The 24,370-nt window shown below is 53.5% G+C and carries 20 protein-coding genes and 2 tRNA genes; 15 read left to right on the forward strand and 7 right to left on the reverse strand.

The window, feature by feature from the left end; genetic code table 11:
- Positions 1–96 precede the first annotated feature (96 nt).
- Positions 97–1,401 carry a phosphate regulon sensor histidine kinase PhoR gene (gene phoR / locus LT85_RS10360; protein WP_038488253.1) on the forward strand — a complete coding sequence of 435 codons (1,305 nt, stop codon included), beginning with the start codon at positions 97–99 and terminating at the stop codon, positions 1,399–1,401.
- Positions 1,402–1,593: 192 nt separating this feature from the next.
- The gene (locus LT85_RS10365; RefSeq protein ID WP_437177288.1) at positions 1,594–2,469 is read left to right on the forward strand and encodes a patatin-like phospholipase family protein; all 876 of its coding nucleotides are present in this window, start codon (positions 1,594–1,596) and stop codon (positions 2,467–2,469) included.
- Positions 2,470–2,559: 90 nt separating this feature from the next.
- On the opposite strand, the gene LT85_RS10370 is transcribed toward LT85_RS10365, so the two are convergent.
- Positions 2,560–3,132 carry a C40 family peptidase gene (locus tag LT85_RS10370; protein ID WP_038488256.1) on the reverse strand — a complete coding sequence of 191 codons (573 nt, stop codon included), beginning with the start codon at positions 3,130–3,132 and terminating at the stop codon, positions 2,560–2,562.
- Positions 3,133–3,403: 271 nt separating this feature from the next.
- Here LT85_RS10370 and LT85_RS10375 point away from each other — a divergent pair, with 271 nt between their 5' ends.
- The 5 genes from LT85_RS10375 to LT85_RS10395 all read left to right on the forward strand — a co-directional run bounded on the left by LT85_RS10375 (position 3,404) and on the right by LT85_RS10395 (position 9,837).
- Positions 3,404–3,811, forward strand: coding sequence for a GlcG/HbpS family heme-binding protein (locus tag LT85_RS10375; RefSeq protein ID WP_038488259.1), 408 nt, complete (start codon positions 3,404–3,406; stop codon positions 3,809–3,811).
- Between the two features lie 427 nt (positions 3,812–4,238).
- Positions 4,239–5,417, forward strand: coding sequence for a glutamine-hydrolyzing carbamoyl-phosphate synthase small subunit (gene carA / locus LT85_RS10380; RefSeq protein WP_038488262.1), 1,179 nt, complete (start codon positions 4,239–4,241; stop codon positions 5,415–5,417).
- Positions 5,410–8,631, forward strand: a complete 3,222-nt coding sequence (carB, locus tag LT85_RS10385; protein ID WP_038488265.1) for a carbamoyl-phosphate synthase large subunit — start codon at positions 5,410–5,412, stop codon at positions 8,629–8,631. Before carA ends, carB begins: the two co-directional genes overlap by 8 nt.
- Before the next feature lie 198 nt (positions 8,632–8,829).
- Positions 8,830–9,306, forward strand: coding sequence for a transcription elongation factor GreA (gene greA / locus LT85_RS10390; protein WP_038488268.1), 477 nt, complete (start codon positions 8,830–8,832; stop codon positions 9,304–9,306).
- Between the two features lie 69 nt (positions 9,307–9,375).
- Positions 9,376–9,837: a DUF4149 domain-containing protein gene (locus tag LT85_RS10395; RefSeq protein WP_038495796.1), complete on the forward strand. Its 462-nt coding sequence runs from the start codon at positions 9,376–9,378 to the stop codon at positions 9,835–9,837.
- Between the two features lie 127 nt (positions 9,838–9,964).
- On the opposite strand, the gene LT85_RS10400 is transcribed toward LT85_RS10395, so the two are convergent.
- Complete coding sequence (locus LT85_RS10400) at positions 9,965–10,435, reverse strand: YhbY family RNA-binding protein (protein WP_038488271.1); 471 nt, start codon at positions 10,433–10,435, stop codon at positions 9,965–9,967.
- 31 nt (positions 10,436–10,466) lie between these two features.
- On the opposite strand from LT85_RS10400, the gene LT85_RS10405 reads away from it, so the two are divergent.
- The 8 genes from LT85_RS10405 (at position 10,467) to LT85_RS10440 (ending at position 18,233) form a co-directional block, all read left to right on the forward strand.
- The gene (locus LT85_RS10405; RefSeq protein WP_038488274.1) at positions 10,467–11,111 is read left to right on the forward strand and encodes an RlmE family RNA methyltransferase; all 645 of its coding nucleotides are present in this window, start codon (positions 10,467–10,469) and stop codon (positions 11,109–11,111) included.
- Between the two features lie 238 nt (positions 11,112–11,349).
- Positions 11,350–13,236 carry an ATP-dependent zinc metalloprotease FtsH gene (ftsH, locus tag LT85_RS10410; protein ID WP_038495799.1) on the forward strand — a complete coding sequence of 629 codons (1,887 nt, stop codon included), beginning with the start codon at positions 11,350–11,352 and terminating at the stop codon, positions 13,234–13,236.
- Between the two features lie 118 nt (positions 13,237–13,354).
- Complete coding sequence (gene folP, locus LT85_RS10415; RefSeq protein WP_038488277.1) at positions 13,355–14,197, forward strand: dihydropteroate synthase; 843 nt, start codon at positions 13,355–13,357, stop codon at positions 14,195–14,197.
- A 58-nt stretch (positions 14,198–14,255) separates the two neighbouring features.
- The gene (glmM, locus tag LT85_RS10420) at positions 14,256–15,593 is read left to right on the forward strand and encodes a phosphoglucosamine mutase (RefSeq protein ID WP_038488280.1); all 1,338 of its coding nucleotides are present in this window, start codon (positions 14,256–14,258) and stop codon (positions 15,591–15,593) included.
- 40 nt (positions 15,594–15,633) lie between these two features.
- The gene (locus tag LT85_RS10425) at positions 15,634–16,332 is read left to right on the forward strand and encodes a winged helix-turn-helix domain-containing protein (protein WP_038488283.1); all 699 of its coding nucleotides are present in this window, start codon (positions 15,634–15,636) and stop codon (positions 16,330–16,332) included.
- A gap of 2 nt (positions 16,333–16,334) precedes the next feature.
- Positions 16,335–17,651, forward strand: a complete 1,317-nt coding sequence (gene phoR, locus LT85_RS10430; protein ID WP_038488286.1) for a phosphate regulon sensor histidine kinase PhoR — start codon at positions 16,335–16,337, stop codon at positions 17,649–17,651.
- Positions 17,652–17,962: 311 nt separating this feature from the next.
- A tRNA-Pro gene (locus tag LT85_RS10435) sits at positions 17,963–18,039 on the forward strand.
- 117 nt (positions 18,040–18,156) lie between these two features.
- Positions 18,157–18,233: transfer RNA gene (locus LT85_RS10440), tRNA-Arg, on the forward strand.
- 196 nt (positions 18,234–18,429) lie between these two features.
- Here LT85_RS10440 and LT85_RS10445 read toward each other — a convergent pair.
- From LT85_RS10445 to LT85_RS10465, 5 genes are all read right to left on the reverse strand, one after another.
- Positions 18,430–19,794, reverse strand: a complete 1,365-nt coding sequence (locus LT85_RS10445) for a tetratricopeptide repeat protein (protein WP_038488289.1) — start codon at positions 19,792–19,794, stop codon at positions 18,430–18,432.
- A gap of 140 nt (positions 19,795–19,934) precedes the next feature.
- A complete protein-coding gene (locus tag LT85_RS10450) occupies positions 19,935–21,272 on the reverse strand; it encodes a winged helix-turn-helix domain-containing protein (protein ID WP_172656968.1) in 1,338 nt (445 codons plus the stop codon).
- 147 nt (positions 21,273–21,419) lie between these two features.
- Positions 21,420–22,757, reverse strand: a complete 1,338-nt coding sequence (locus tag LT85_RS10455; protein WP_172656969.1) for a winged helix-turn-helix domain-containing protein — start codon at positions 22,755–22,757, stop codon at positions 21,420–21,422.
- A 68-nt stretch (positions 22,758–22,825) separates the two neighbouring features.
- Positions 22,826–23,476, reverse strand: a complete 651-nt coding sequence (locus LT85_RS10460) for a protease pro-enzyme activation domain-containing protein (RefSeq protein ID WP_038488297.1) — start codon at positions 23,474–23,476, stop codon at positions 22,826–22,828.
- 367 nt (positions 23,477–23,843) lie between these two features.
- Complete coding sequence (locus LT85_RS10465; RefSeq protein WP_038488299.1) at positions 23,844–24,332, reverse strand: tetratricopeptide repeat protein; 489 nt, start codon at positions 24,330–24,332, stop codon at positions 23,844–23,846.
- Positions 24,333–24,370: the final 38 nt, after the last annotated feature.

A 24,370-nucleotide genomic window follows, 5' to 3' on the forward strand; every position in this document is an offset into this window, starting at 1 on the left:
GCAAAATACATGCCATTGCGGCTCTCGGGCTAGCCGTCGGCTTGCGCCGCCGGATCGGCCGGTGTAATCGATGCTTCCATCGCTAACTAGTCATTTATGAATCCACAGATGCTGTTTTGGATCCCGGCTTTGCTGCGGATCCTGTTGATCTTTGTCGTCTCAGGCGTGGTATGGGCCCTGTTTGGCGCTACACCCGGCTTGTTGCTGGGTCTCGCCTTGATGTCGGTGGCTGTGGTGGTGCAACTGCATTACCTGTTTCGCCTCAGCGGCTGGCTGGATAATCCGCGCAGCGAGAAGCTGCCGGACGGCTGGGGCGCTTGGACAGATATTTTCTCGCGCCTGTACCGCCTGCGGCGCGACGACGAGAAGCATCAGACCGAATTGAGCGAATGGCTCGCACGTTTTCGCCAGGCCATGCATCTGCTGCCTGACGGCGTCGTGATCATGGATGATGTCCTGTTCCTGGAATGGTGCAATCCCGCCGCGGAACGGCACCTCGGTTTGCAGCACGGGCGCGACAAGGGTATGCGCGTCACCAACCTGATCCGCACCCCGGATTTCATCGATTACATCATCCTTGGCCGCTACGACCAGCCGCTGACCTTGAGTCTGCGCGAACGCAAATTGATCGTGCAGATCATTCCATTTGAAAACCGCCGTCAGATCCTGGTGACGCATGACGCCACCGAATCGGAAAGGATCGACATGATGCGCCGCGATTTCATCGCCAATGCCTCGCATGAACTGCGCACTCCCTTGACTGTGATTAACGGCTTCCTGGAGATCGCACAGGCGCAGCCCGACCTAGACCAGAAAACCCGCTCGGCGCATCTGCAGCTGATGACAGAGCAGGGCCATCGTATGCAAAACCTGATCGGCGATATGCTGACCTTGACCCGGTTGGAATCTGTCGACTATCCCTTGCGGCCGGAACCAGTGAATATCGATGCCATGCTGCATAACCTGCTGTTGGAGGCCGAAGTGCTATCAGCCGGCAAGCACGCATTGTCGCTGTCGGTCGATGGTCCTGACATCAATGGTAGCCACGATGAATTGCGCAGCGCTTTCAGCAATCTGATTTCAAATGCGGTGCGCTACACACCGGCCGGCGGCAAGATCCAGATTGCCTGGCAAAACAGCAAGGCCGGCCCGCAACTGGTGGTGCGGGATTCGGGCATCGGCATCAGTAGCGAACATATTTCGCGTTTGACAGAACGTTTTTATCGCGTCGACAAAAGCCGCTCACGGGAAACGCAGGGGACCGGCCTCGGCCTTGCGATCGTCAAGCACGTTCTGCTGCGCCATCATGGAACATTGGGCGTGGAGTCGCGGCCAGGCGAGGGCAGTGTGTTTACCGTGAGATTGCCGGCCACTTCCATTGTTACCGAAACGGAAGATTGAGAACTGCCGACGCAGGTTGACGTGCTCAACATCGGCTACAATTCTGCGGCGACTGCTTGTCGCCGGCCGCACTGATTGTCGATTTTGGCATCGTCTGCGCTTCCTTTCGTCTCGCCAACCATGTTGATCGCCATGCCTTCTCAGCGTCTGTCCTCCCCCCGTCTTTTCATTAGTCTTGCCTTATGCACTGCTTTGTCCGCCTGTATCGGGGGGCAACAGGTAGCGCCACAAGTGCCGCCGGTAGCGGTGGTGCCGACTGTGCAGCCAAAAATCAGTAAGCCGATCAAGATCGGACTGGCGCTGGGCGGCGGCGCAGCCCGCGGCTTCGCCCATATCGGCGTGATCAAGGCGCTGGAGTCGCAAGGGATTGTTCCCGATATTGTGGTTGGCACCAGCGCCGGCAGCGTGGTCGGCGCCTTGTACGCAGCCGGTAACAACGGTTTTGCGTTGCAAAAGATTGCCTTGCAAATGGACGAGGCAGCAATTTCAGACTGGTCGATACCGTTTTTCGCCAAGGTCAGCGGCGTGTTGAAGGGCGAGGCGATTCAGAATTACGTTAACAAGACCATTCACAATGTGCCGATTGAAAAATTGAAAATTCCGTTTGGCGCAGTGGCGACTGATTTAAATACCGGTGCACCTATCTTGTTTCGTCGCGGCAATACCGGGATAGCTGTGCGTGCCTCTTCTGCGGTGCCAGGCGTGTTCCAGTCAGTGAATGTGGGTGGCCATCAGTATGTGGATGGCGGCCTTGTATCGCCGGTGCCGGTGCGTTTTGCGCATGAAATGGGGGCGGATTTCGTGATCGCCGTGAACATTTCTGCATCGCCTGAAGCACAGGCGGCTTCCAGCTCGGTCGATGTTCTGCTGCAGACTTTTGCCATCATGGGCCAAAGCATCAACAGCTATGAATTGCAGGATGCCGATATCGTCATTCGTCCTGAATTGGGGGCGATGAAGGGCAATGACTTCGCGGCACGCAACACTGCGATTCTTGCTGGTGAGCAAGCGACCATGGCGCAAATGGCGATCATCAAGAGGAAGCTGAAGGAGCGGCGAGAAGAGTAAAGCCAGCCCTGTGGCAGAAACAAAAAGCCCCTGTCGGTCCAGGACTGACAGGGGCTTCTGTTTCAACAGTAATTTGTGCTGTTTTGCAGATTACTGGTGGTTATCGCTATCCGGTTCAGGGTCATTAATGCGGCGTGCGCCATTAAAGCGCGATTTCCAGTAGGCTAGATCCATGCTCTCGATCCGGACTTTGCCGCCGGCGGAGGGGGCGTGAATGAATTTGTTGTCGCCGAGGTAGATGCCGACGTGGGAAAAGCTGCGGCGCAATGTGTTATAGAACACCAGGTCGCCCGGCTGCAAATCCTGTTTGTCGATTTTTTCGCCGCTACGGCTTAGTTCAGCTGCGGTGCGGGGAACGTTGACGCCCCAGGCGTCCTTGAATACATAGCGTACCAAGCCGCTGCAATCAAGGCCGTTTTCCGGGTTGTTGCCACCGTATTTGTAATGAATGCCAATCATGCCCATTGCACTTACCGCTAGTTCTGAAGCGCGATCGGTAAATTGCTGCAGTTTGCTGCGCGTGCTTAGTGGCTGGGGTTGGGGCCGGAAATCGTATTCGGTAATGTCGGATGCCCGCGCGGGACTGCACAGCCACAAACTGGCAATCAGCGTGCAGGCTAGGGCCAGGGTCTGGAATAGTGGGAATGCTTCTTTAATCGTCATCGTGTTAGATGGGCTCTGTGACATTACGACCGCATGAATGTAAGGGAATTAGAGGCACCTGTCAAATTTGATAGTCAAAAAGGCGCTACTTTTTCATTGTAAATTCACCATTAAATTTGAGTGGATCTTATATTCAACGGAGATTGGGTTTAATTCTGCTTTCCATAAAGCAAGTACCGCGCCAGAAATAATATGCGTGGGCATGGCCGTAGCTGATGTCTATTGCCAGGCACTAAAGTACAATAATCAGTTATTTTCACAAGGAGCAAAAATGAAAACGAAACAAGTGCTGACACTCGATGATGTCAAGAAAATTGCCGCCGCAGCAGAAGCGGAAGCGGTGGCCAATCACTGGGCAGTGACAATTTCGATCGTCGACGACGGCGGTCACCTGCTGTGGTTGCAGCGTATGGACGGTGCAGCGCCGATTTCGGCGCACATTTCGCCAGCCAAGGCCAAGACGTCCGCTCTGGGTCAGCGCGAATCGAAGATTTACGAAGACATGATCAATAATGGCCGTTTTTCGTTCATTACTGCACCAAACCTGGACGGCCTGCTCGAAGGTGGCGTGCCTATCGTGGTTGGCGGCGAATATCTTGGCGCAATCGGCGTTTCTGGCGTGAAGTCGACTGAAGACGTGCAAATCGCGAAGGCTGGTATCGCCGCACTGGGCGCGTAAGCTTAAGTTGTAAGAAATGCAGTTGCGGAGATGATCGGGGCTGCGGCCCTGGCGATCTGCAGCTGTGCTTTTGATGCGAGGCTATGATTTGCCGTTCTTTCGACGTTAAACCGGCAGACTGACAATTATCGGCAGCCCGGACAAATTTTGAGCGCTGTTTCGTCAGTCTTGTTGTCGTCCGGTTAACGCCAATCATCCGGTGTAATTATTTATACAAAAATCCTCGGCTTGGCATCTGTTCAGATTGCCGGGCAGGTCGTTGTCAGCTATAATTGCAGGGTTTAGCCCAATTTACTCCGCCGTAGCGCATACCACCTTCCATATCGTCCCAAAAAGACTAATAAAGCCGCCAAATCAGCACTGTTTGGGGTTTCATAGCGGTCGTTTGGCGCAGCGCAGCGGCGGTAACAACATCAGGAGTTACCCCTTGCAGCCATTTTTTTCTGGCCTCACCGTACCGGCCATCCTCGCGCTAGCAGATGGGACGATTTTCCAAGGTATTTCCATTGGCGCCGTTGGTCATACGACAGGTGAAGTCGTATTCAACACCGCCATGACCGGCTACCAGGAAATCCTCACCGATCCAAGCTACAGCCGTCAGATCGTCACCCTTACTTATCCGCATATCGGCAATACCGGCGTCAACAAAGAGGACGTCGAATCCTCGCAGATTCATGCTGCCGGCCTGATCATTCGCGACCTGCCGCGCCTGGTATCGAATTTCCGTTCTACCCAAACACTCGATGCTTACCTGCAAGAATCGAATATCGTCGCCATCGCTGGCATCGATACCCGCAAGCTGACGCGCATTCTGCGCGAAAAAGGCGCGCAGGGCGGCGCCATCGTTGCCGGTGAAACCGACATCGCTGCCGCTACCGCCAAAGCACTGGAGCTGGCGCGCGGCTTTCCCGGCCTGGCCGGGATGGACCTGGCCAAGGTGGTCTCGACTACCAAGGCTTACAGCTGGAGCGAGACAGAATGGCGTCTCGGCCGCGGTTACGACAAGCAGATCACCCCTAAGTATCACGTGGTGGCGTTCGACTACGGCGTCAAGTTCAATATCCTGCGCATGTTGGCGCAACGCGGCTGCAAGATCACCGTGTTGCCGGCACAGGCTACGGCTGCTGATGCGCTGGCGCTCAATCCGGACGGGATTTTCCTGTCCAACGGCCCTGGCGATCCGGAGCCGTGCGATTACGCAATTGCCGCTACCAAAGAACTGATCGAGCGCGGCGTGCCGACCTTCGGCATCTGCCTTGGCCACCAGATCATGGCGCTGGCTTCTGGCGCCAAGACGCTGAAAATGAAGTTCGGCCACCACGGCGCTAATCATCCGGTGCAAGACCTGGATAGCAAGCAAGTACTGATCACATCGCAAAACCACGGTTTTGCAGTGGATGGCGCTACCTTGCCGGCCAACTGCCGCGTGACGCACGTTTCATTGTTCGACGGTTCGCTGCAAGGCTTCGCCCGCACCGACAAGCCGGCGTTCTGCTTCCAGGGCCATCCGGAAGCGTCGCCCGGCCCGCATGACATCGCCCCTTTGTTCGATCGTTTCATTCAATTGATGAGTCAAACGATGTTGGAGAAAAATAAAAATGCCTAAGCGTAGTGATTTAAAAAGTATTCTGATCATCGGCGCTGGTCCGATCATCATCGGCCAGGCCTGCGAGTTCGACTACTCCGGCGCGCAAGCCTGCAAGGCGCTGCGAGAAGAGGGCTATAAAGTCATCCTGGTCAACAGCAATCCTGCGACCATCATGACTGATCCGGAAATGGCCGATGTGACTTACATCGAACCGATTACCTGGCAGGCAGTGGAACGCATCATTGCCAAGGAAAAGCCGGACGCGATCCTGCCGACCATGGGCGGTCAGACTGCGCTGAACTGCGCGCTCGACCTGCACCGTCATGGCATCCTGGAAAAGTACAAGGTTGAGTTGATCGGCGCTTCGCCGGAAGCCATCGACAAGGCTGAAGACCGTTCCAAGTTCAAGCAGGCGATGACCAAGATCGGTCTCGGTTCGGCTCGCTCGGGCGTCGCCCACACCATGGATGAATCCTGGGGCGTGCAGAAAGAACTCGGCTTCCCAGTCATCATCCGTCCATCGTTCACCATGGGCGGCACAGGCGGCGGTATTGCTTACAACGCTGAAGAATTCGAAACGATTTGCAAGCGCGGCCTGGAAGCATCGCCGACCAAAGAACTGCTGATTGAAGAATCGCTGATCGGCTGGAAAGAGTACGAGATGGAAGTGGTGCGCGACAAGGCGGACAACTGCATCATCGTCTGCTCGATCGAAAACCTGGATCCGATGGGCGTGCATACCGGCGACTCGATCACGGTAGCGCCAGCGCAAACGTTGACGGACAAGGAATACCAGATCATGCGTAACGCCTCGCTGGCGGTATTGCGCGAGATCGGTGTCGACACAGGCGGTTCCAACGTGCAGTTCTCGGTCAATCCGGCCGATGGCCGCATGATCGTGATCGAAATGAATCCGCGCGTATCGCGTTCTTCCGCACTGGCGTCGAAGGCGACCGGTTTCCCGATCGCCAAGATCGCCGCCAAGCTGGCGGTCGGCTTTACACTGGACGAACTGCGCAACGAAATCACCGGCGGCGCTACACCGGCATCGTTCGAGCCTTCGATCGATTACGTGGTCACCAAGATTCCGCGTTTTGCGTTTGAAAAATTCCCGACTGCAGACAACCATCTGACTACGCAGATGAAATCGGTGGGCGAGGTGATGGCGATCGGTCGCACCTTCCAGGAATCGTTCCAGAAAGCCTTGCGCGGCCTCGAAGTCGGCGTCGACGGCATGAACGAAAAGACCCAGGACCGCGAAGTCATCGAGGAAGAGCTCGGCGAGCCGGGCCCGGACCGTATCTGGTATGTCGGCGATGCGTTCGCCCAGGGCTTCACGCTGGAAGAAGTGCATCAGCTGACCCATATCGATCCATGGTTCCTGTCGCAGATCAAGGAAATCGTCGATATCGAACTGTGGCTGGAAAGCAGCCAGTCGCTGGAAGCGCTGGATCGCGATACCTTGTTCCGTCTGAAACAAAAAGGCTTCGGCGACCGTCGCCTGGCCAAGCTGCTGAAGACCACCGATACCGCGGTGCGCCTCAAGCGTCTGGCGCTGAATGTCCGTCCGGTCTACAAGCGGGTGGATACCTGCGCCGGCGAGTTTTCGACAAACACCGCTTATATGTACTCGACCTACGAGGAAGAGTGCGAATCGCAGCCGACCGACAAGAAAAAAATCATGGTGCTCGGTGGCGGCCCTAACCGTATCGGCCAGGGTATCGAGTTCGATTATTGCTGCGTCCATGCAGCGCTGGCGATGCGCGAAGACGGCTACGAGACCATCATGGTCAACTGCAATCCGGAAACCGTATCGACCGATTACGATACCTCCGATCGCCTGTATTTCGAGCCGGTGACCCTGGAAGACGTGCTGGAAATCGTCGACAAGGAAAAGCCGTACGGCGTGATCGTGCAGTACGGCGGCCAGACGCCTTTGAAGCTGGCGCTGGATCTGGAAGCCAACGGCGTGCCTATCGTCGGCACTTCGCCGGACATGATCGACGCCGCAGAAGACCGTGAACGTTTCCAGAAGCTGCTGCACGACCTGAACTTGCGCCAGCCGCCAAACCGCACTGCGCGTACCGAAGAAGATGCCTTGCGCCTGGCGCAGGAAATCGGTTATCCACTGGTGGTGCGTCCATCGTATGTGCTGGGCGGCCGCGCGATGGAAATCGTCCACGAGCAACGCGACCTTGAGCGCTACATGCGTGAAGCGGTCAAAGTTTCGCACGATTCGCCGGTGTTGCTGGACCGTTTCCTGAACGATGCGATCGAGGTCGATGTTGACTGTCTGTCCGATGGCGAGCGCACCTTTATCGGCGGCGTCATGGAGCATATCGAGCAGGCTGGCGTGCACTCGGGCGATTCGGCCTGTTCGTTGCCGCCATATTCGCTGGCGCCGGCAACCATCGAAGAGATCAAGCGTCAGACTTCGCTGATGGCCAAGGGCTTGAACGTGGTCGGCCTGATGAACGTACAGTTTGCGATCCAGCAAATCGATGGCCAGGACGTGGTGTTCGTGCTGGAAGTCAATCCGCGCGCCTCGCGCACCGTGCCGTTCGTCTCCAAGGCGACCGGCCTGCAACTGGCTAAGATTGCGGCTCGCTGCATGGTCGGCCAGTCGTTGGACAGCCAGGGCGTCAAAAATGAAGTCGTGCCGAAATACTTCAGCGTTAAGGAAGCGGTATTCCCGTTCGTTAAGTTCCCTGGCGTCGACACGATTCTCGGACCGGAAATGAAATCCACCGGTGAAGTCATGGGCGTCGGCAAGACCTTCGGCGAAGCATTCGTCAAGTCGCAACTTGGCGCCGGCATCAAATTGCCGACTTCGGGCAAGGTGTTCCTGAGCGTCAAGGGCAGCGACAAGCCGCGTGCAGTGCAAGTCGCCAAGGATCTGGTGGCGATCGGCTTCACCGTGGTGGCGACCAAGGGTACGGCGGCAGCCATCAGCGCCGCTGGCGTCCCTGTGGAAACCGTCAACAAGGTGGTCGAAGGGCGTCCGCACGTGGTCGACATGATCAAGAACCATGAAATTTCATTGGTGATCAATACCGTCGAGGAAAAGCGCAGCGCGATTGTCGATTCGCGGGCAATCCGTACGTCGGCGCTGGCGGCACATGCCACTACCTACACCACTATTGCCGGTGCAGAGGCAGCGGTCGAAGGCATGCGTCACCTGGACGAGTTGCATGTCTATGATTTACAAGGGCTGCATAAAACCTTACACTAAGGTCAGATCAGGATGCGCCTAAGCGCATCCTGAATCGCTTTCAGGCTGTAATCTGATGCCTGGAGGTAGCCAAACGCACAATTTAGTTAATTGGAAATTCATGCGGAGGTCACAAGCGCACCATTTTTTGGTACGTTTTGGCCTCCGTGCCCTTTTATTGTGTGCGTGATAAACCCTATTTAATTGAATACCATCTCTATGAGCTCAGTACCTCTTACCAAACATGGCGCACAGTTGTTGAAAGATGAATTGCATCTTTTGAAAACCAAAGAGCGTCAAGCCGTCATCATGGCCATCGCAGAAGCGCGCGCACATGGCGATCTTTCGGAAAATGCGGACTATGATGCAGCCAAAGAGCGACAGGGTTTTGTCGAGGGCCGCATTGCCGATCTGGAAGGCAAACTGGGCGCCGCGCTGGTGGTTGATCCGGCAACGCTGGATGCGGACGGACGCGTGGTGTTTGCCTCCACGGTTGATCTTGAAGACCTGGAATCGGGCGATAAAGTGACTTATCAGATCGTCGGCACCGACGAAGCTGACATCAAGCTGTCGAAAGTTTCTGTGACGTCGCCGATTGCCCGTGCGCTGATCGGCAAGACCGCTGGCGACGTGGTTGGCGTGCAAGCGCCCTCAGGCATTCGCGAATACGAAATCCTGGAAGTACGCTACGTATAAGGCGTGGCCATGATGGCGACGCCGAGCAGCGGCACCTGTGAAGCAGCGATCAGAAAACCGGGAGTAGCAATGTTCGTAGTGCGATTCAGATTGTTAATCGCTACCTTGTGGGTTGGTAGTCTGTGGACGGTAGGTTATCTGGTCGCGCCGACCTTGTTCGCCACTTTGCCTGACCGCATGCTGGCGGGCACCATCGCTGGTAGTCTGTTTCGTATCGAGGCCTGGCTTGCGATAGTCTGCGGCATCCTCTTGGTCATGTTGTTCAGTTATCGCACGCACGACGACTCTGCGCCGTTGCGCAAAACCGTGCTGCGCCTGACCCTGCTGATGCTGGCTTGTACTGTGGTGGGATATTTCTGCATCCAGCCATTCATGGCCAGCTTGCGCGAAGCTGCGGCATTGACCGGCGGCGTCATGGCTGACGGCGCCAAGACGCAATTCGGCATCCTGCATGGCATTGCCAGCGGGATTTACCTGATCCAGAGTTTGCTGGGCGTCGGGCTGATTTTGAAGTTGCGCAGCTTGCGCTAGCGGTTAGTTAATGCGGATTGGAGGGGAGGCGCTTGCGGATCCGGCTGGATTTCGACGCCACCGTATGATACGGTCCCCCTTGCTGAATCGTGAAGTGTAGTGGCTGCCGAGGCTGGCGGCCATTACATTAACTCCCCAATGCTGATTTCTTGCTGCTCTTCTGACGCGGTTTGGCGCGTTTGATGTTGCCGCCCTGAGTCACGCGCTCATTGCCTTTTACCATGACCTTGGTCACCGATGGGCGCTTGGTGCCGCTTGGGCTCGGCTTGACGATAGTGACTTCGCGCATGCCGCGGCCGCGCGTTTCGCTGCGTTCTTTGGCGGCATCTTTTTGCGGGCGGTACAAGACCAGCAGCTTGCCGATGTGTTGTACCGGCGCGGCGCCGAGTTTCTCGCAAATAGTTTCGTAGATGGCAATCCGTGCCTCGCGATCATCACCGAATACACGCACTTTAATCAGGCCGTGGGCGTTCAGGCTGGAATCGATCTCTTTCAGCAGGGTGGGCTTCAAGCCCGCTTCGCTGATCAAGACCACAGGGTCCAGGCCATGAGCCTGGGAACGGAGCTCGCTACGCTCGGCAGATGTAAGTTTCAACATAAAAATTCCTTAAAAACGGTATTCTACGCGAATGGCAAAGAAGAAATTAAACAAAAACTGGCTGCACGACCACATTAACGATCCTTATGTGAAGTTGGCGCAAAAAGAAGGCTACCGCGCGCGGGCTGCTTACAAGCTGAAAGAAATCGATGAAATGGACAAGCTGATCAAGCCTGGCCAGATCATCGTCGATCTTGGGTCCACGCCGGGCAGCTGGTCGCAATACGCCCGCAACAAGCTGGCGGGGCAGGATGGCGGCGGTATCCACGGCATGATCATCGGCCTCGACATCCTGCCGATGGAACCGATTGCCGACGTCTATTTCATCCAGGGCGACTTCCGTGAGGCCGACAGCCTGCGCCAGTTGGAGCGCTTGCTGGAGGGGCGCAAGGTTGATCTGGTGTTGTCCGACATGGCGCCCAACCTGTCTGGCATAGCGATATCCGATGCGGCGCGGGTTGAGGAAATTATCGATTTGGCAATTGAGTTTGCACAGTTGCACATGAAACCAAGTGGGGCTTTGCTGGCAAAATGCTTCAACGGCACTGGCTACAATGAAGTTCTGATGAAATTTCGCCAGGAATTCAAAACCGTGGCATCGAGAAAGCCCAAGGCCAGTCGCGACAAATCTTCAGAAATTTTCCTCTTGGGAAAGATATTGAAAAATCCACGCTAATCCATATTAATTGGCAAATATTCCTTGATTTTCATAGGTGCAACCTCATATCTTGCGGGAGGGGCTGTCGCAAGGCGGGCAGGGTCGGGCCGGAAAAATATTTGTTTAGCCATTTTTTCGGCTAAGGCCCCCTAACTCAGGCCATCCTTCTAGCAAGCTGTATCTATTCCGAGTAAAATCAAAGGAATATCTCGATGCTGTACCTATGTCAGGCGCGCAGCGCGTCCAAGGAGTTCTAGTGAACAACATGTTTTCCAAAGCCGCCATTTGGGTGGTTATTGCCCTGGTGCTTTTCACCGTATTCAAGCAGTTCGACGGGCGTGGGCTGGCCGGTGGAGCAGGGCCAATCGCCTACTCCGACCTGATTACGGAAATCCGGGCCGGGCATATCACCGATGCGACGATTGAAGGCAGCAGTATTGTTGCCACTACGTCGGACGGCAAGAAAGTGAAAACCGCCATCACGATGCTGGACCGCGGTCTGGTCGGCGACTTGGTCAACAATAACGTCAAATTCGAAGTCAAGCAGCCGGAAGAACCATCGTTCCTGCAGCAGATCTTCATCTCCTGGTTCCCGATGATCCTGTTGCTGGGCGTCTGGATTTTCTTCATGCGCCAGATGCAGGGCGGTGGCAAGGGCGGGGCATTCTCATTCGGCAAGTCGAAAGCGCGCATGCTGGACGAGAACAGCAATTCAGTCACGTTTGCTGACGTCGCAGGATGCGATGAGGCCAAGGAAGAAGTTTCCGAGCTGGTCGATTTCCTGCGTGACCCGACCAAATTCCAGAAGCTCGGCGGTCGTATTCCGCACGGTGTGCTGATGGTTGGTCCTCCAGGTACCGGTAAGACTTTGCTGGCGCGTGCAATTGCAGGCGAAGCGAAAGTACCGTTCTTCACCATTTCCGGTTCCGATTTTGTCGAAATGTTCGTCGGTGTCGGCGCATCGCGTGTGCGCGACATGTTTGAAAACGCCAAGAAGCATGCCCCTTGCATTATTTTCATCGATGAGATCGATGCGGTTGGCCGTCATCGCGGTGCGGGCATGGGCGGTGGTAACGATGAGCGTGAACAAACGCTGAACCAGATGCTGGTCGAGATGGATGGCTTCGAGGCCAATTCCGGCGTGATCGTGATCGCTGCAACCAACCGTTCCGATGTGCTGGACAAGGCTCTCTTGCGCCCGGGTCGTTTCGACCGTCAGGTGGTCGTCGGCTTGCCGGACATTCGGGGCCGCGAGCAGATCCTGAATGTGCATATGCGTAAAGTACCGATTTCGACTGACGTCAAAGCGGACATACTGGCTCGCGGTACGCCAGGTTTCTCTGGCGCCGATCTGGCCAATCTGGTCAATGAAGCCGCTCTGTTTGCAGCCCGTCGTGCAAAGCGCTTGGTGGAGATGCAAGACTTCGAGGACGCCAAGGACAAGATCGTCATGGGCCCTGAGCGTAAATCGGCTGTCATGCGTGAAGAAGAGCGTCGCAATACTGCGTATCACGAGTCCGGCCATGCCGTGGTTGCGAAACTGTTGCCGAAGGCTGATCCGGTGCACAAGGTCACGATCATGCCGCGTGGTTTTGCGCTTGGCCTGACCTGGCAGTTGCCGGAACATGATCGCATCAACATGTATAAGGACAAGATGCTGGAAGAGATTGCTATCTTGTTCGGCGGTCGTATTTCCGAAGAGATTTTCATGCACCAGATGTCGACCGGCGCTTCCAACGACTTTGAGCGCGCGACAAAGCTGGCGCGTGCGATGGTGACGCGTTACGGCATGTCGGAAAGCCTGGGCACCATGGTCTACGAAGATACTGAGCAGGATGCTTATTTTGGCCGCATGTCGTCCAAGACCGTATCCGAAGCGACGCAACAAAAGGTTGATGCGGAAATTCGCAGCATCCTCGATCAGCAATACGCTTTGTCGCGTCGCTTGCTAGAGGAAAACAAGGAAAAGGTCGAAGCCATGACCAAGGCTTTGCTGGATTGGGAAACCATTGACGCCGATCAGATCAACGACATCATGGAAGGTCTGGAGCCACGTTTGCCGAAAGCCGGCAGCTCGGTGCGCAAGGCATCTAGCGACAGTTCTTCCGGCGGTGTTTCGCCGAACGCTACAGCACCGGCCTGATCCCGTCGCAGCGCCTGGTCGGCGTAGCAAGTGAATGAAGCTTGTATAAGCAAGGGTGAGGAGCGATCCTCGCCCTTTTTATTTGTCTTCACACATTTCAGATTCATTTAATCCCGATATGCAACAATATTTTCAATGCGGCCGTTACCGGCTGCCAGTCAATACGCCGCAAGCGAGACCCCTGGTGATGGGAATCCTCAACGTGACTCCCGACTCGTTTTCCGACGGCGGCAGATTCCATGCGCTTGAATTCGCCCTGTCGCACGCGGAGCAGATGATTGCTGACGGCGTCGATATCATTGATATCGGCGGCGAATCGAGTCGTCCTGGTAGTCCTGCGTTGTCGCTGGAAGAAGAGTTGGACCGGGTCATGCCGGCGATTTATGCCTTGCGCGATTGCGGCAAGCCGCTCTCTATCGATACATATAAGCCAGGCGTCATGCGCGAAGCGATTGCCGCCGGCGCTGACCTGATCAACGATATCAATGGTTTTCGCGCCTCGGGCGCTTTGGAGGCAGTGAGCGACAGCGACTGCGGCTTGTGTGTCATGCATATGCAGGCCGATCCGCAAACCATGCAATTCAAGCCCGAGTATCAGGATGTGGTGGCTGAAGTCAGCGCTTTTCTGAGCGAGCGCGTTACTGTCCTGGAGCAGGCCGGCGTTGCAAGAAATCGCATCAGCATTGATCCAGGCTTTGGCTTTGGCAAGACCTTGGCGCATAATGTTGCTTTGTTGCAAAGCATCGGCGATATTCAGCGCAAACTGGATTTGCCGCTGCTCGCTGGAATGTCACGTAAATCGATGCTAGGCGAACTCACCGGCAAGCCACTGGAGAGGCGCTTGGCTGCCAGCCTTGCTGCGGCTTTGGCGGCAGTCGCTCAGGGCGCCAAAATCGTACGGGTGCATGATGTGGCAGAGACTGTCGACGCCCTCGCGGTGTGGCAGGCGGCCCAGCAATGAAATGAATATAAGCGATAACACGGTTGGATTTGAGCAGAAAAATTGACTGAAGATTGATATGACAAGAAAATATTTTGGCACTGACGGTGTACGGGGTCGTGTTGGCGTTGCGCCGATTACGCCAGATTTTGTAATGAAACTCGGCTATGCCGCCGGCAAGGTGCTGGCGCAGGCAAAAGCGGGCGGTGGCAAGCCGACGGTCCTGATTGGTAAAGATACCCGCGTATCCGGCTACATGCTGGAAGCCGCGTTGGAGGCCGGCTTTGCCGCTGCCGGCGTAGACGTCATGCTGGCCGGACCGATGCCGACGCCGGCGATCGCCTATTTGACTCGCGCCCTGCGATTATCCGCCGGGGTGGTGATATCGGCTTCGCATAATCCGTATGAAGATAACGGTATCAAATTCTTCTCGGCGCAAGGCAATAAATTGCCGGATGCCGTGGAAACTGCGATTGAAGCGGCGCTGGAATTGCCGATGGATTGCGTAGTATCCGATAAGCTCGGTAAGGCAAAGCGCCTGGATGATGCGCCGGGGCGTTACATCGAATTCTGCAAAAGCACCTTTCCCAACGAGCTCGACTTGCGTGGCCTGACGATCGTAGTCGATAGCGCCCATGGCGCCGCTTACCATATTGCATCACATGTATTCCACGAGCTGGGCGCTGACGTGATCGCCATCGGCAATCAGCCTAACGGCTTCAATATCAATGAAGGCTTTGGCGCTACTGCGCCGGAGGCATTGTCGTTGGCGGTGCGCGCTAACCGCGCGGACATTGGCATTGCCCTGGATGGCGATGCTGACCGTTTGCTGATGGTGGATGCAACCGGTCGCATCTACAACGGCGACGAACTGCTGTATGTGATGGTTAAGGATCGGATGAAGATCGGTGCGGTAAAAGGCGCGGTCGGTACCTTGATGACAAATATGGCGCTGGAAGTGGCGTTCCGTCAGATGGGCGTGGAATTCGCCCGCGCCAAGGTCGGAGATCGCTACGTGCTTGAGGTGATGAAAGAACGCGGTTGGAGTCTGGGTGGCGAGGGCTCCGGCCATCTGTTGTGCCTGGACAAGCACACTACCGGCGACGGCATCGTATCGGCATTGCAAGTGCTCTCGGCCTTGCGGCGCACCGGCGAAACCCTGGCCGAGCTGACCTCCGATATTGCGCTGTATCCGCAAACCCTGATTAACGTGAAGGTGAGCGCGGGCTTCGACTGGCAGAAAAATCCGGCGATGGTGGCAGAAAAGGAAGCTGTTGAGCGTGAGCTTGGCGATAATGGCCGCGTGTTGATTCGCGCCTCGGGCACGGAGCCGTTGATTCGGGTCATGGTCGAAGCCAAGAGCGCTGATCTCGCGCAAGCGATGGCGCGCCGGATTGCGGATAAAGTAACGGCTTGAGCCGGAATTGAATTGTTGGATTGAATAGAGTTAATGCCTGATGTCGAAATATCAAACCCACATTTTGATTGTCGAAGATGAGCCAGGCATCGCCGAGCTGCTGCGTTTCACGCTCGACGATGCAGGTTTTTCCTGTGAGATTGCGTATAGCGCCGCCGAGGCGCGTCAGGCCATTGTCGATGTCTTGCCAAAGGCTGTGTTGCTAGACTGGATGCTGCCGGATACATCTGGCCTGGCATTGCTGCAGGAATGGCGCGGACAGCTGCGTAGCGCCACGCTGCCGGTCATCATGCTGACCGCCAAGGGTATGGATGAGGATAAGGTCAGAGGCCTGAATGCGGGCGCCGACGATTACGTCACCAAACCGTTTTCTCCGAAAGAGTTGATCGCACGGATTCAAGCACTGTTAAGGCGCAAGATACCCGAGCTAGGGCAAAGCCTGCTGACACATGGCTTGATCCGGATCGATACCGACCGTTATCAGGTTACTGTCGATAATCAGGAAGTCGAGCTGGACCAGGCCGAATTCAAATTGTTGCGTTTCCTGGTGGCGCATCCGGATCGGATTTTTTCGCGCGCACAGTTGCTCGATAAAGTCTGGGGCGACCATACGTTCATCGAAGAGCGTACAGTCGACGTTCACATCATGCGCTTGCGCAAATCGCTCGGCGCGGCAGCAGACTATGTCAAAACCGTACGCGGCGTCGGTTATAAGCTTAACGCCGAACCGGCGGCGTGACCGTGCGCGATACCAGTACGCGTAGCGCACGTAAATTCTGGGTGCCGGCGCTGCTCTGGTTTGGTCTTTTGTCCTTGATTGCGGTGGCTATCGGTGCTGCCTTTGGCGCCATCGTCGGCTTGCTGTTCTACAGCTTATCGCTGGCGAGCTTGCTGTTCCTGCAGATGCGCTCGCTCTATCAAATCGAACAATGGCTGGATGCTCCGGTCGGTCGTCCTCGGCCGAAAACCTGGGGCATGTGGGCGCATGCCTTCGCTGCGCTGGACGATATCCGGCATGAAGATGAACGTTCGCGCGCTGAAATGGCGGAGTGGCTGGCGCGTTTTCGTCAAGCCATGAGCCTTCTGCCGGATGGCGTGGTGATCGTCGACGGCGTGATGCACCTAGAGTGGTGTAACCCGGCCGCGCAAACCCATCTTGGGCTGGATCTGAAGCGCGATGAAGGGCGTTTGCTAACCAACCTGATTCGCTCCCCCGATTTCGTCGATTACATGCTCTCAGGCCGTTTTGAACAGCCTTTGCCGTTCATGCATCACGACAGGAAAATCCTTGTGCAATTGATTTCCTTCGAAAGCCGGCGCCAGATTCTGGTGACGCACGATGTCACGCAAAATGAAAAAATGGATACCATGCGGCGCGATTTCATCGCCAATGCATCGCACGAGTTACGCACGCCGCTCACTGTCATCAACGGTTTTCTTGAGCACGCCCTGAGTAGCGATATGAGCGAAGAAACCCGGTTGCGCCAGCTGCATTTGATGGCGGAGCAGGGACAGCGCATGCAGCGGCTGGTGGCCGACATGCTGACCTTGACCAGGCTGGAATCACTGTTGCAGCCACCTTCCGGCGATACAGTGCGTATCAAGCCTTTGTTAACCCGTATAGTGGAGGAGGCGAGAGCGCTCTCCGGCGGCAAGCACTTCATCACTTTACGGGAGGTGCAGGATGTCGACCTGAAGGGCAATCGCGATGAACTGGAAAGCGCGTTCGTCAACCTGCTGTCGAATGCGGTGCGCTACACGCCTGACGGCGGTCGTATCGATGTCAGTTGGGCGATGGAAAACGATGGTGCAACGCTGACCGTGATCGACGATGGCATAGGCATTGCGGCTGAACACTTGAGTCGGCTTACGGAACGTTTCTATCGCGTCGACAAAACCCGTTCACGCGCGACACAGGGAACAGGTCTCGGGCTGGCAATTGTGAAGCATGTGTTATTGCGCCATCGCGGTCGCCTTGAAATTTCTTCGGAGTATGGCAATGGCAGCCGCTTTAAAGTGATTTTTCAGCGTGCGCAATTAGCGTTGCGGCAGGATTAAAAGCGAATTAAATCCAGGCCAAATAAATTCTTAAATAATTGATGAAATGTCGGTTTGCTTAAAACATCAGCAAATTTTTTGCAGTTTTGCCGATGTTTTAAGCAGAACCGAAAAAAGTTTAAATATTTATCGAAAAAAGCGTTTTTTTTGTCGCATATTTTTCTTAAATCTGGTCTAATCCGTCTCTCAAGTTTTTCAGCAGATAAGCTTTTGGCGGTATCGGAATTGGGTTGGTTTTTGCAGCAAAATTTAAAAATTTTCCTGTATAAAAATTTGACAAAAATCGGAATACTGTTTATTATCTTGCTTCTCGGAGTGTAGCGCAGCCCGGTAGCGCACCTGGTTTGGGACCAGGGGGTCCAAGGTTCGAATCCTTGTACTCCGACCAATAAGTAGAAAAGGGGCTGTCTTCGGACAGCCCCTTTTTTCATTTCCGTTTGATAAAATCAAGCACTGCAACGAAGCGATCTCACGATCGGAATCAAGGCATCAACTGTGTATGAATCCGGCCGTAGCTCAACTGGATAGAGCATTCGGCTTCTACCCGAAATGTTGGGGGTTCGATTCCCTCCGGCCGGACCAGTTATGTTGTTGAAAATCAATAACTTATGCTTGTTTTATGATTGCTGGAGATAGTTGAGGAATATTTCCCCGAACTTACCTCAATCTTGTCCAGCTCTTCTGTAGCGTTATGTTCGCCATTTATCCACGCTGCATCGTCCTTAGAACACATCTATACCGCACCTCAGTTGCCCGGCAATATCGGCGGCAGATCAAATCAATCTTCTTCCGCTGAGCTGTTACTTATTTCAGGAGGCATGCGGGAAAACACTTTGGCGTACACCTCAGGATAGTCTGGATGTTGTTTCAACTCTGCACATTCCGGAATGCTGAGTGAAAAAGGCAAGACGCCAAATCCGGTTTCAGCTGCCGCCTTCACTTTTATCATCGCTTCGTCAATCATCCCCATTGCAACTAAAGCTGCCAGATGTATTCCATGGATACTGCCATGCTTTTCAATGACTTCCAGCGCCCCAGCATGATTACCGCAACGCGCAAGTATGTATGCCACGGCCCTCGACGATTGGGCGTGTGCGTAGCGGTTTTTTTGTACGAAATGACGTGCAGCATGGGCGAGTTCCGGTTGCGGATCAACCATGGCTAGTATGTAGAGTAGTTGCAGATAAACATAGGGACTATCCGGATGAGATGAATATGCGCTTCGCGCTTGAGCCAGTACTTCGGCTGGATCAATATTTGCGCAAGCGTAGGCACGTACCAGCGCGCCGGCCATATTCGGCGAGAATGGATTGAGTTGAACAGCGGTACGAAAAGCGCTAATGGCCTCAGATGGAGCATTCCTGTTTAATAGATGAAACCCATAACGGTAAAAGGCGGCGTCGTCGTCTGGAAACATTTGTAATGCTTGTTCATGTGCACCCCTGGCTTCATCGAAATGCCATTTACAATCCAAGAGGTAACCTCTCTGCGATTGCAGGCCTTGCAAATAGGGTTCGGCATCTTGAACTAACTTTAATTGACTAAGGGCATCGTCAATTTGTGAGCGCTGAATATTGCCATCAAAAAATGCTCTCTCGGCGACGTATTGTGCAAGTAACAGTTTGGCGAGCATATAGTCGGGAGCTTTGGAAATGACATTTTTGAGTATTGACTCCGCTTGGGAAAATGCATCCTGCGAACGATTTTCCAGTAGTTGCCGGGCGTGGATGCAAGCCTCGACTAATGCGGCGTGAGGCTTTACTACATCAGGTTTTTCGGGGGCATGAACCGTCGCCGGTACAAGGGATAATCGCCGCACCTTATCCGACAAAATCGCCAAGCGATAACCTTGACCATAGAAGGAGTCGATCTGTACTACACCGGTATAGGAGAGGGCTCGGCGCAGCCGCGTAATACATCGCGCCAAACCATCATCTGACATGCGCCCGGCCCAAACATTTTTTGAAAAATCTTTTTTTTCAACCACTTTTGGCCATGCGCCCAACAGCAGGCGGAAGGTTCCGCGTTCCTTGGGAGGCAAAAAGAGAAGTGAGTTTTTGTAAAAAATAAAGCCATCCTGGTCTACATCGAACCCGGCTGATAAAGGATCTATATTGGCAAGTGCGCTTGATGAATTAAGCATTTTCAGTCATCCAAAACATTTCGTGTGACCTTTGTAATTATTGACAACTAAATTGGGTGCTCAATGCATTTACAATTTTGCGCCAATTCCTGTGTTCTGCAACAAGGCACCTATTAGTCTTTATTTGGTCGCGTTGTTACTTATTCAGGAGGCATGTGGGCAAATACTTTTGCATGCACCGAAGGATAGTCAGGATGCTGTTTCAGCGCCGCATTTTCAGGAACGTTAAGTAAAAAAGGCAAGACGCCAAATCCGGTTTCAGCTGCCGCCTTCACTTTTATCATCGCTTCGTCAATCATTCCCATTGCCATTAAAGCTGCCAGATGTATCCCATGAATACTGCCATGCTTTTCAATGACTTCCAGAGCACCTGCATGATCACCGCAACGCGCAAGTATGAATGCTACGGCCCTGGACGTGAGGGCGTGCGCATAACGGTCCTTTTGCACGAAATGACGTGCGGCGTGGGCGATTTCCGGCTGCGGGTCCACCAGGGCTAACGTATAAAGTAGAACCACATAGGGCCAGGGACTATCCGGATAAGATGAAGATGCGCTTCGTGCTTGCGCTAACAGTTCGGCAGGATCCATGCCTGCGCAAGCGTAGGCACGTACTAGCCCAGCGGCGATATTCGGCGAGAACGGATTGAGTTTAGCCGCAAAACGGAAAGCGTTGACTGCCTCGGATAAAGCATTAGTGCAGATCAGATGAAAACCATAACGATAATAGGCAGCGTCATCGTCGGGAGACATTTGCAACGCTTGTTCGTGCGCGACCCTGGCCTCATCGAAATGCCACTTGCAATCAAGAAGATGGCCGATCAGTGATTGCAAACCTCGCAGATGTGGTTCGGTATCTTGGACGGTTCTTAACTCGCTAAGGGCGTCGTCAATTTGCGACCGCTGTATATTCGCATCAAAAAAACCCCGTTCGGCGACGTATTGTGCGAGCAACAGTTTAGCCACCATATAGTCGGGAGCCTTGGAGACGACATTTTTAAGTATTGATTCCGCTTGGGAAAAGGCATCTTGCGAACGACGTTCAAATAATTGCCGAGCGTGGATGCAAGCCTCGACTAATGCGGCGTGAGGCTTTTTCACATCAGATTTTTCGGAGACATGAACCGTCGCCGGTACAAGGGATAATCGCCGCACCTTATCCGACAAAATCGCCAGGCGATAACCTTGGCCATAGAAAGAGTCGATCTGTACTACACCGGTATAGGAGAGGGCTCGACGCAGCCGCGTAATACATCGCGCCAAACCATCATCTGACATGCGCCCGGCCCAAACATTTTTTGAAAAATCTTCCTTTGAAACCACTTTCGGCCAAGCACTCAATAATAGGCGGAAGGTCCCCCGTTCCTTGGGAGGCAAAAAGAGAAGTGAATTCCTGTAAAAAATAAAACCATCCTGGTCTACACCGAACCCGGCAGATAATGGATCTATATTGGCAAGTGCGCTTGATGAATTAATCATTTTTGTGTCTCCCACAACATTTGCTGTGATCTGCGCAATCATTAACAACTAAATTTTTGTTTTTGGCCCCACACATTTACGGTTTTGCGCCAATTTCTGTGTCCTGCAACAAGGCACCTATCAGTCTATATTTAGTCGCGCTATTACTTATTCAGAAGGCATTCGGGAAAATACTTTGGCGTACACCTCGGGATAGTCTGGATGCTGTTTCAACTCTGCACATTCCGGAACGATGAGTGAAAAAGGCAAAACGCCAAATCCGGTTTCAGCTGCAGCCTTCACTTTTATCATCGCTTCGTCAATCATTCCCATGGCAATTAAAGCCGCCAGATGTATTCCATGAATACTGCTATGTTTCTCGATGATTTCCAGCGCTCCTGCATGATCACCGCAACGTGCAAGCACATACGCTACGGCCCTGGAGGCGAAGGCATGTGCATGACGGTCTTTTTGTACAAAATGACGAACGGCATGAGCTATCTCCGGCTGCGGATCTATCCAGGCCAGTATATAGAGTAAATACAGATAAGCTGCGGGACTATCCGGATGAGATGAATATGCGCTCCGTGCTTGAGCAAGCACTTCAGCTTGATCCAGATTTTCGCAAGCGTAGGCGCGCGCCAACGCCACAGCTATCTTCGGCGAGTGTGGATTGAGTTGAACGGCAGAACGTAAAACGCGGATGGCCTCGGATGACGCATTGGTGTCAATCAGATGAGTGCCATAACGATAATAGGCGGCGTCATCGTCGGGGAACATTTGCAATGCTTGTCTGTGCGTGACCCTGGCTTCATCGAAATGCCATTTGGCATCAAGGAGATAGCCTTTCTGTGATTGCAGGCCTTGCAAATAGGGCTCGGCGACTTCAACTGTCCTTAATTGGTTAAGAGCGTCGTCAATTTGTGAGCGCTGTATATTCCCGTCATAAAATGCCCTGTCGGCTACATATTGTGCAAGCAACAGTTTGGCGAGCATATAACCAGGAGCTTTAGAGATGACATTTTTGAGTATTGATTCCGCTTGGGACAGGGAATCCAATGAGCGATTTTCCAGTAATTGCCGGGCGTGGATGCAAGCCTCGACTAATGCGGCGTGAGGCTTTACCACATCAGATTTTTCAGGGACATGTACCGTTGCCGGCACACCTGTTAATCGCCGTACCTTATCCGACAAAATCGCCAGGCGATAACCTTGACCATAGAAGGAGTCAATCTGTACTACACCGGTATAGGAGAGGGCTCGGCGCAGCCGTGTAATACATCGCGCCAAACTATCATCTGACATACGTCCGGCCCAAACATTTTTTGAAAAATCTTCTTTTGAAACTACTTTCGGCCAGGCACTCAACAACAGACGGAAGGCCCCGCGTTCCTTGGGAGGCAAAAAGAGAAGTGAATTTTTGTAAAAAATAAAGCCATCCAGGTCTACATCGAACCCGGCAGATGATGGATCTATATTGGCAAGTGCGCTTGATGAATTAATCATTTTTGTCACCCACAACATTTGCTGTGATCTGCGCAGTCATTGACAACTAAATTTTTGGCTCAGCACATTTACGGTTTTTCCCCACTTTCCGTATTCTGCAACGCACCGCCTTGGACATGCGCAGTTTCCACGTTTTGCAAACCAAGCACCGCATCGACAATCCCTGCCAAGGCTGACGGAACTTGGACGGCGTCGGCATTGGCAAATACTTTAACGCCATTTAGATAAAAGTTTTTTAATGTGGTGTGAAAACCGACTTGCACTGTAGCTGCTGTGCCTTCTGCGGATATAAGTTGCCGATTCGGCGAGACAACAATGTTGATGAAGCCGGATTTTTCCAAATGCTCCACCACTTTTCCGACATCCGCTTCCGTTGGCGCAAATCGTTTAGTAAATTGTTCCGGCGTCAAAAATTTCCCGTAGGAGGGACTGCCAGGTGTATTTATTTCTCGTAAAAATTTGTCGAGACCAGCTTTGTCCCGCAACTTCAAACTTACCGTCACATGCACAGGCTCATCGGGGGCCATCTGGATTGCAGAATCAGCCGGTGTCGACGTATCGGTGCTGCCAGTCGCATTTTTTTCTTTGGCTAGAACTTGCGGTAAGAATGCCTGGGTTTTGGTCGCTACCCATGCCGGGACATCTGAAGCGACACCCGGAGCTGACAAAAATGTAAACGCTGCCGCGAATATCAGCGGTGACACGGGAATTCGATGCATTTCAAAACCTCCGTTTCAGAACGATGAGAGTCCTCGATGAATAAATCGGGATTGTTGAAATTGCATGATTACGAATGAAGCGCGCACGAATATAATTTGATCAGCATCAACAGTCTATCACCATAGCCGGCGCAGAAACTCCTCCCAGATTATTGTCTGTATCGCGTATGCGGAATGTGCCTCAATATATAACTGACATCAAGAAAGTACTATTGCTCAGCCAGTAACCAGGCGGTGGTATATCTTGGCGAGTTCAATATTTTGATTCGTCGAAACATCACTGAACTGAAATTCCTATCGATCTGGAATGCGGCTTATGCGCTTCAACTTGGCATAGAAGTACTTGCTTCGTCAATCGTCATTTTCTTCAATGGGATGTTGATGCAAGAATAGTGGCGGCACGTTTTTCCAGGGGCTCAGCCTTCTCCTCTCGTCCGGTCTGACGGTATACTAGGGCCAACTGACTGAGCGTGTTGGCTACATCACGATGATCTTGGCCAAGTATCTGCTCCTTTATCTTCAGCACACGCTTGAGAATCGATTCTGCCAACGAGTATTGTTTTTGGGTGGAATATAGCCACGCAAGATTGCTCATTATTCCCGCAATATCCAGAGGGAGGGAAGTGGGTGTTCCTTGAATAACTTGGAGGGCCTTTTGCTCCGCAGCGATGGCTGCGGAAAATTGTCCTTGCTGACTCAGTGCCACGGCTTGGTTATTCAAACTACCCCAGCTATCATCTTGTGCGTATGCTAGCAAACTCTCGCCAAATGCCAGTAAAAGAAACAGCAATGATTTCGTCAATATTTTCATGAGCTTATCGCTTCCTTCTACATCCGTTGATTTCAAATCGGCCATATTTTGGATCGTTCCATCGGTATTAATCTAGAAGCCCA

The sequence above is a fragment of the Collimonas arenae genome, from assembly GCF_000786695.1.
In the GTDB taxonomy this organism is placed as follows: domain Bacteria; phylum Pseudomonadota; class Gammaproteobacteria; order Burkholderiales; family Burkholderiaceae_D; genus Collimonas; species Collimonas arenae_A.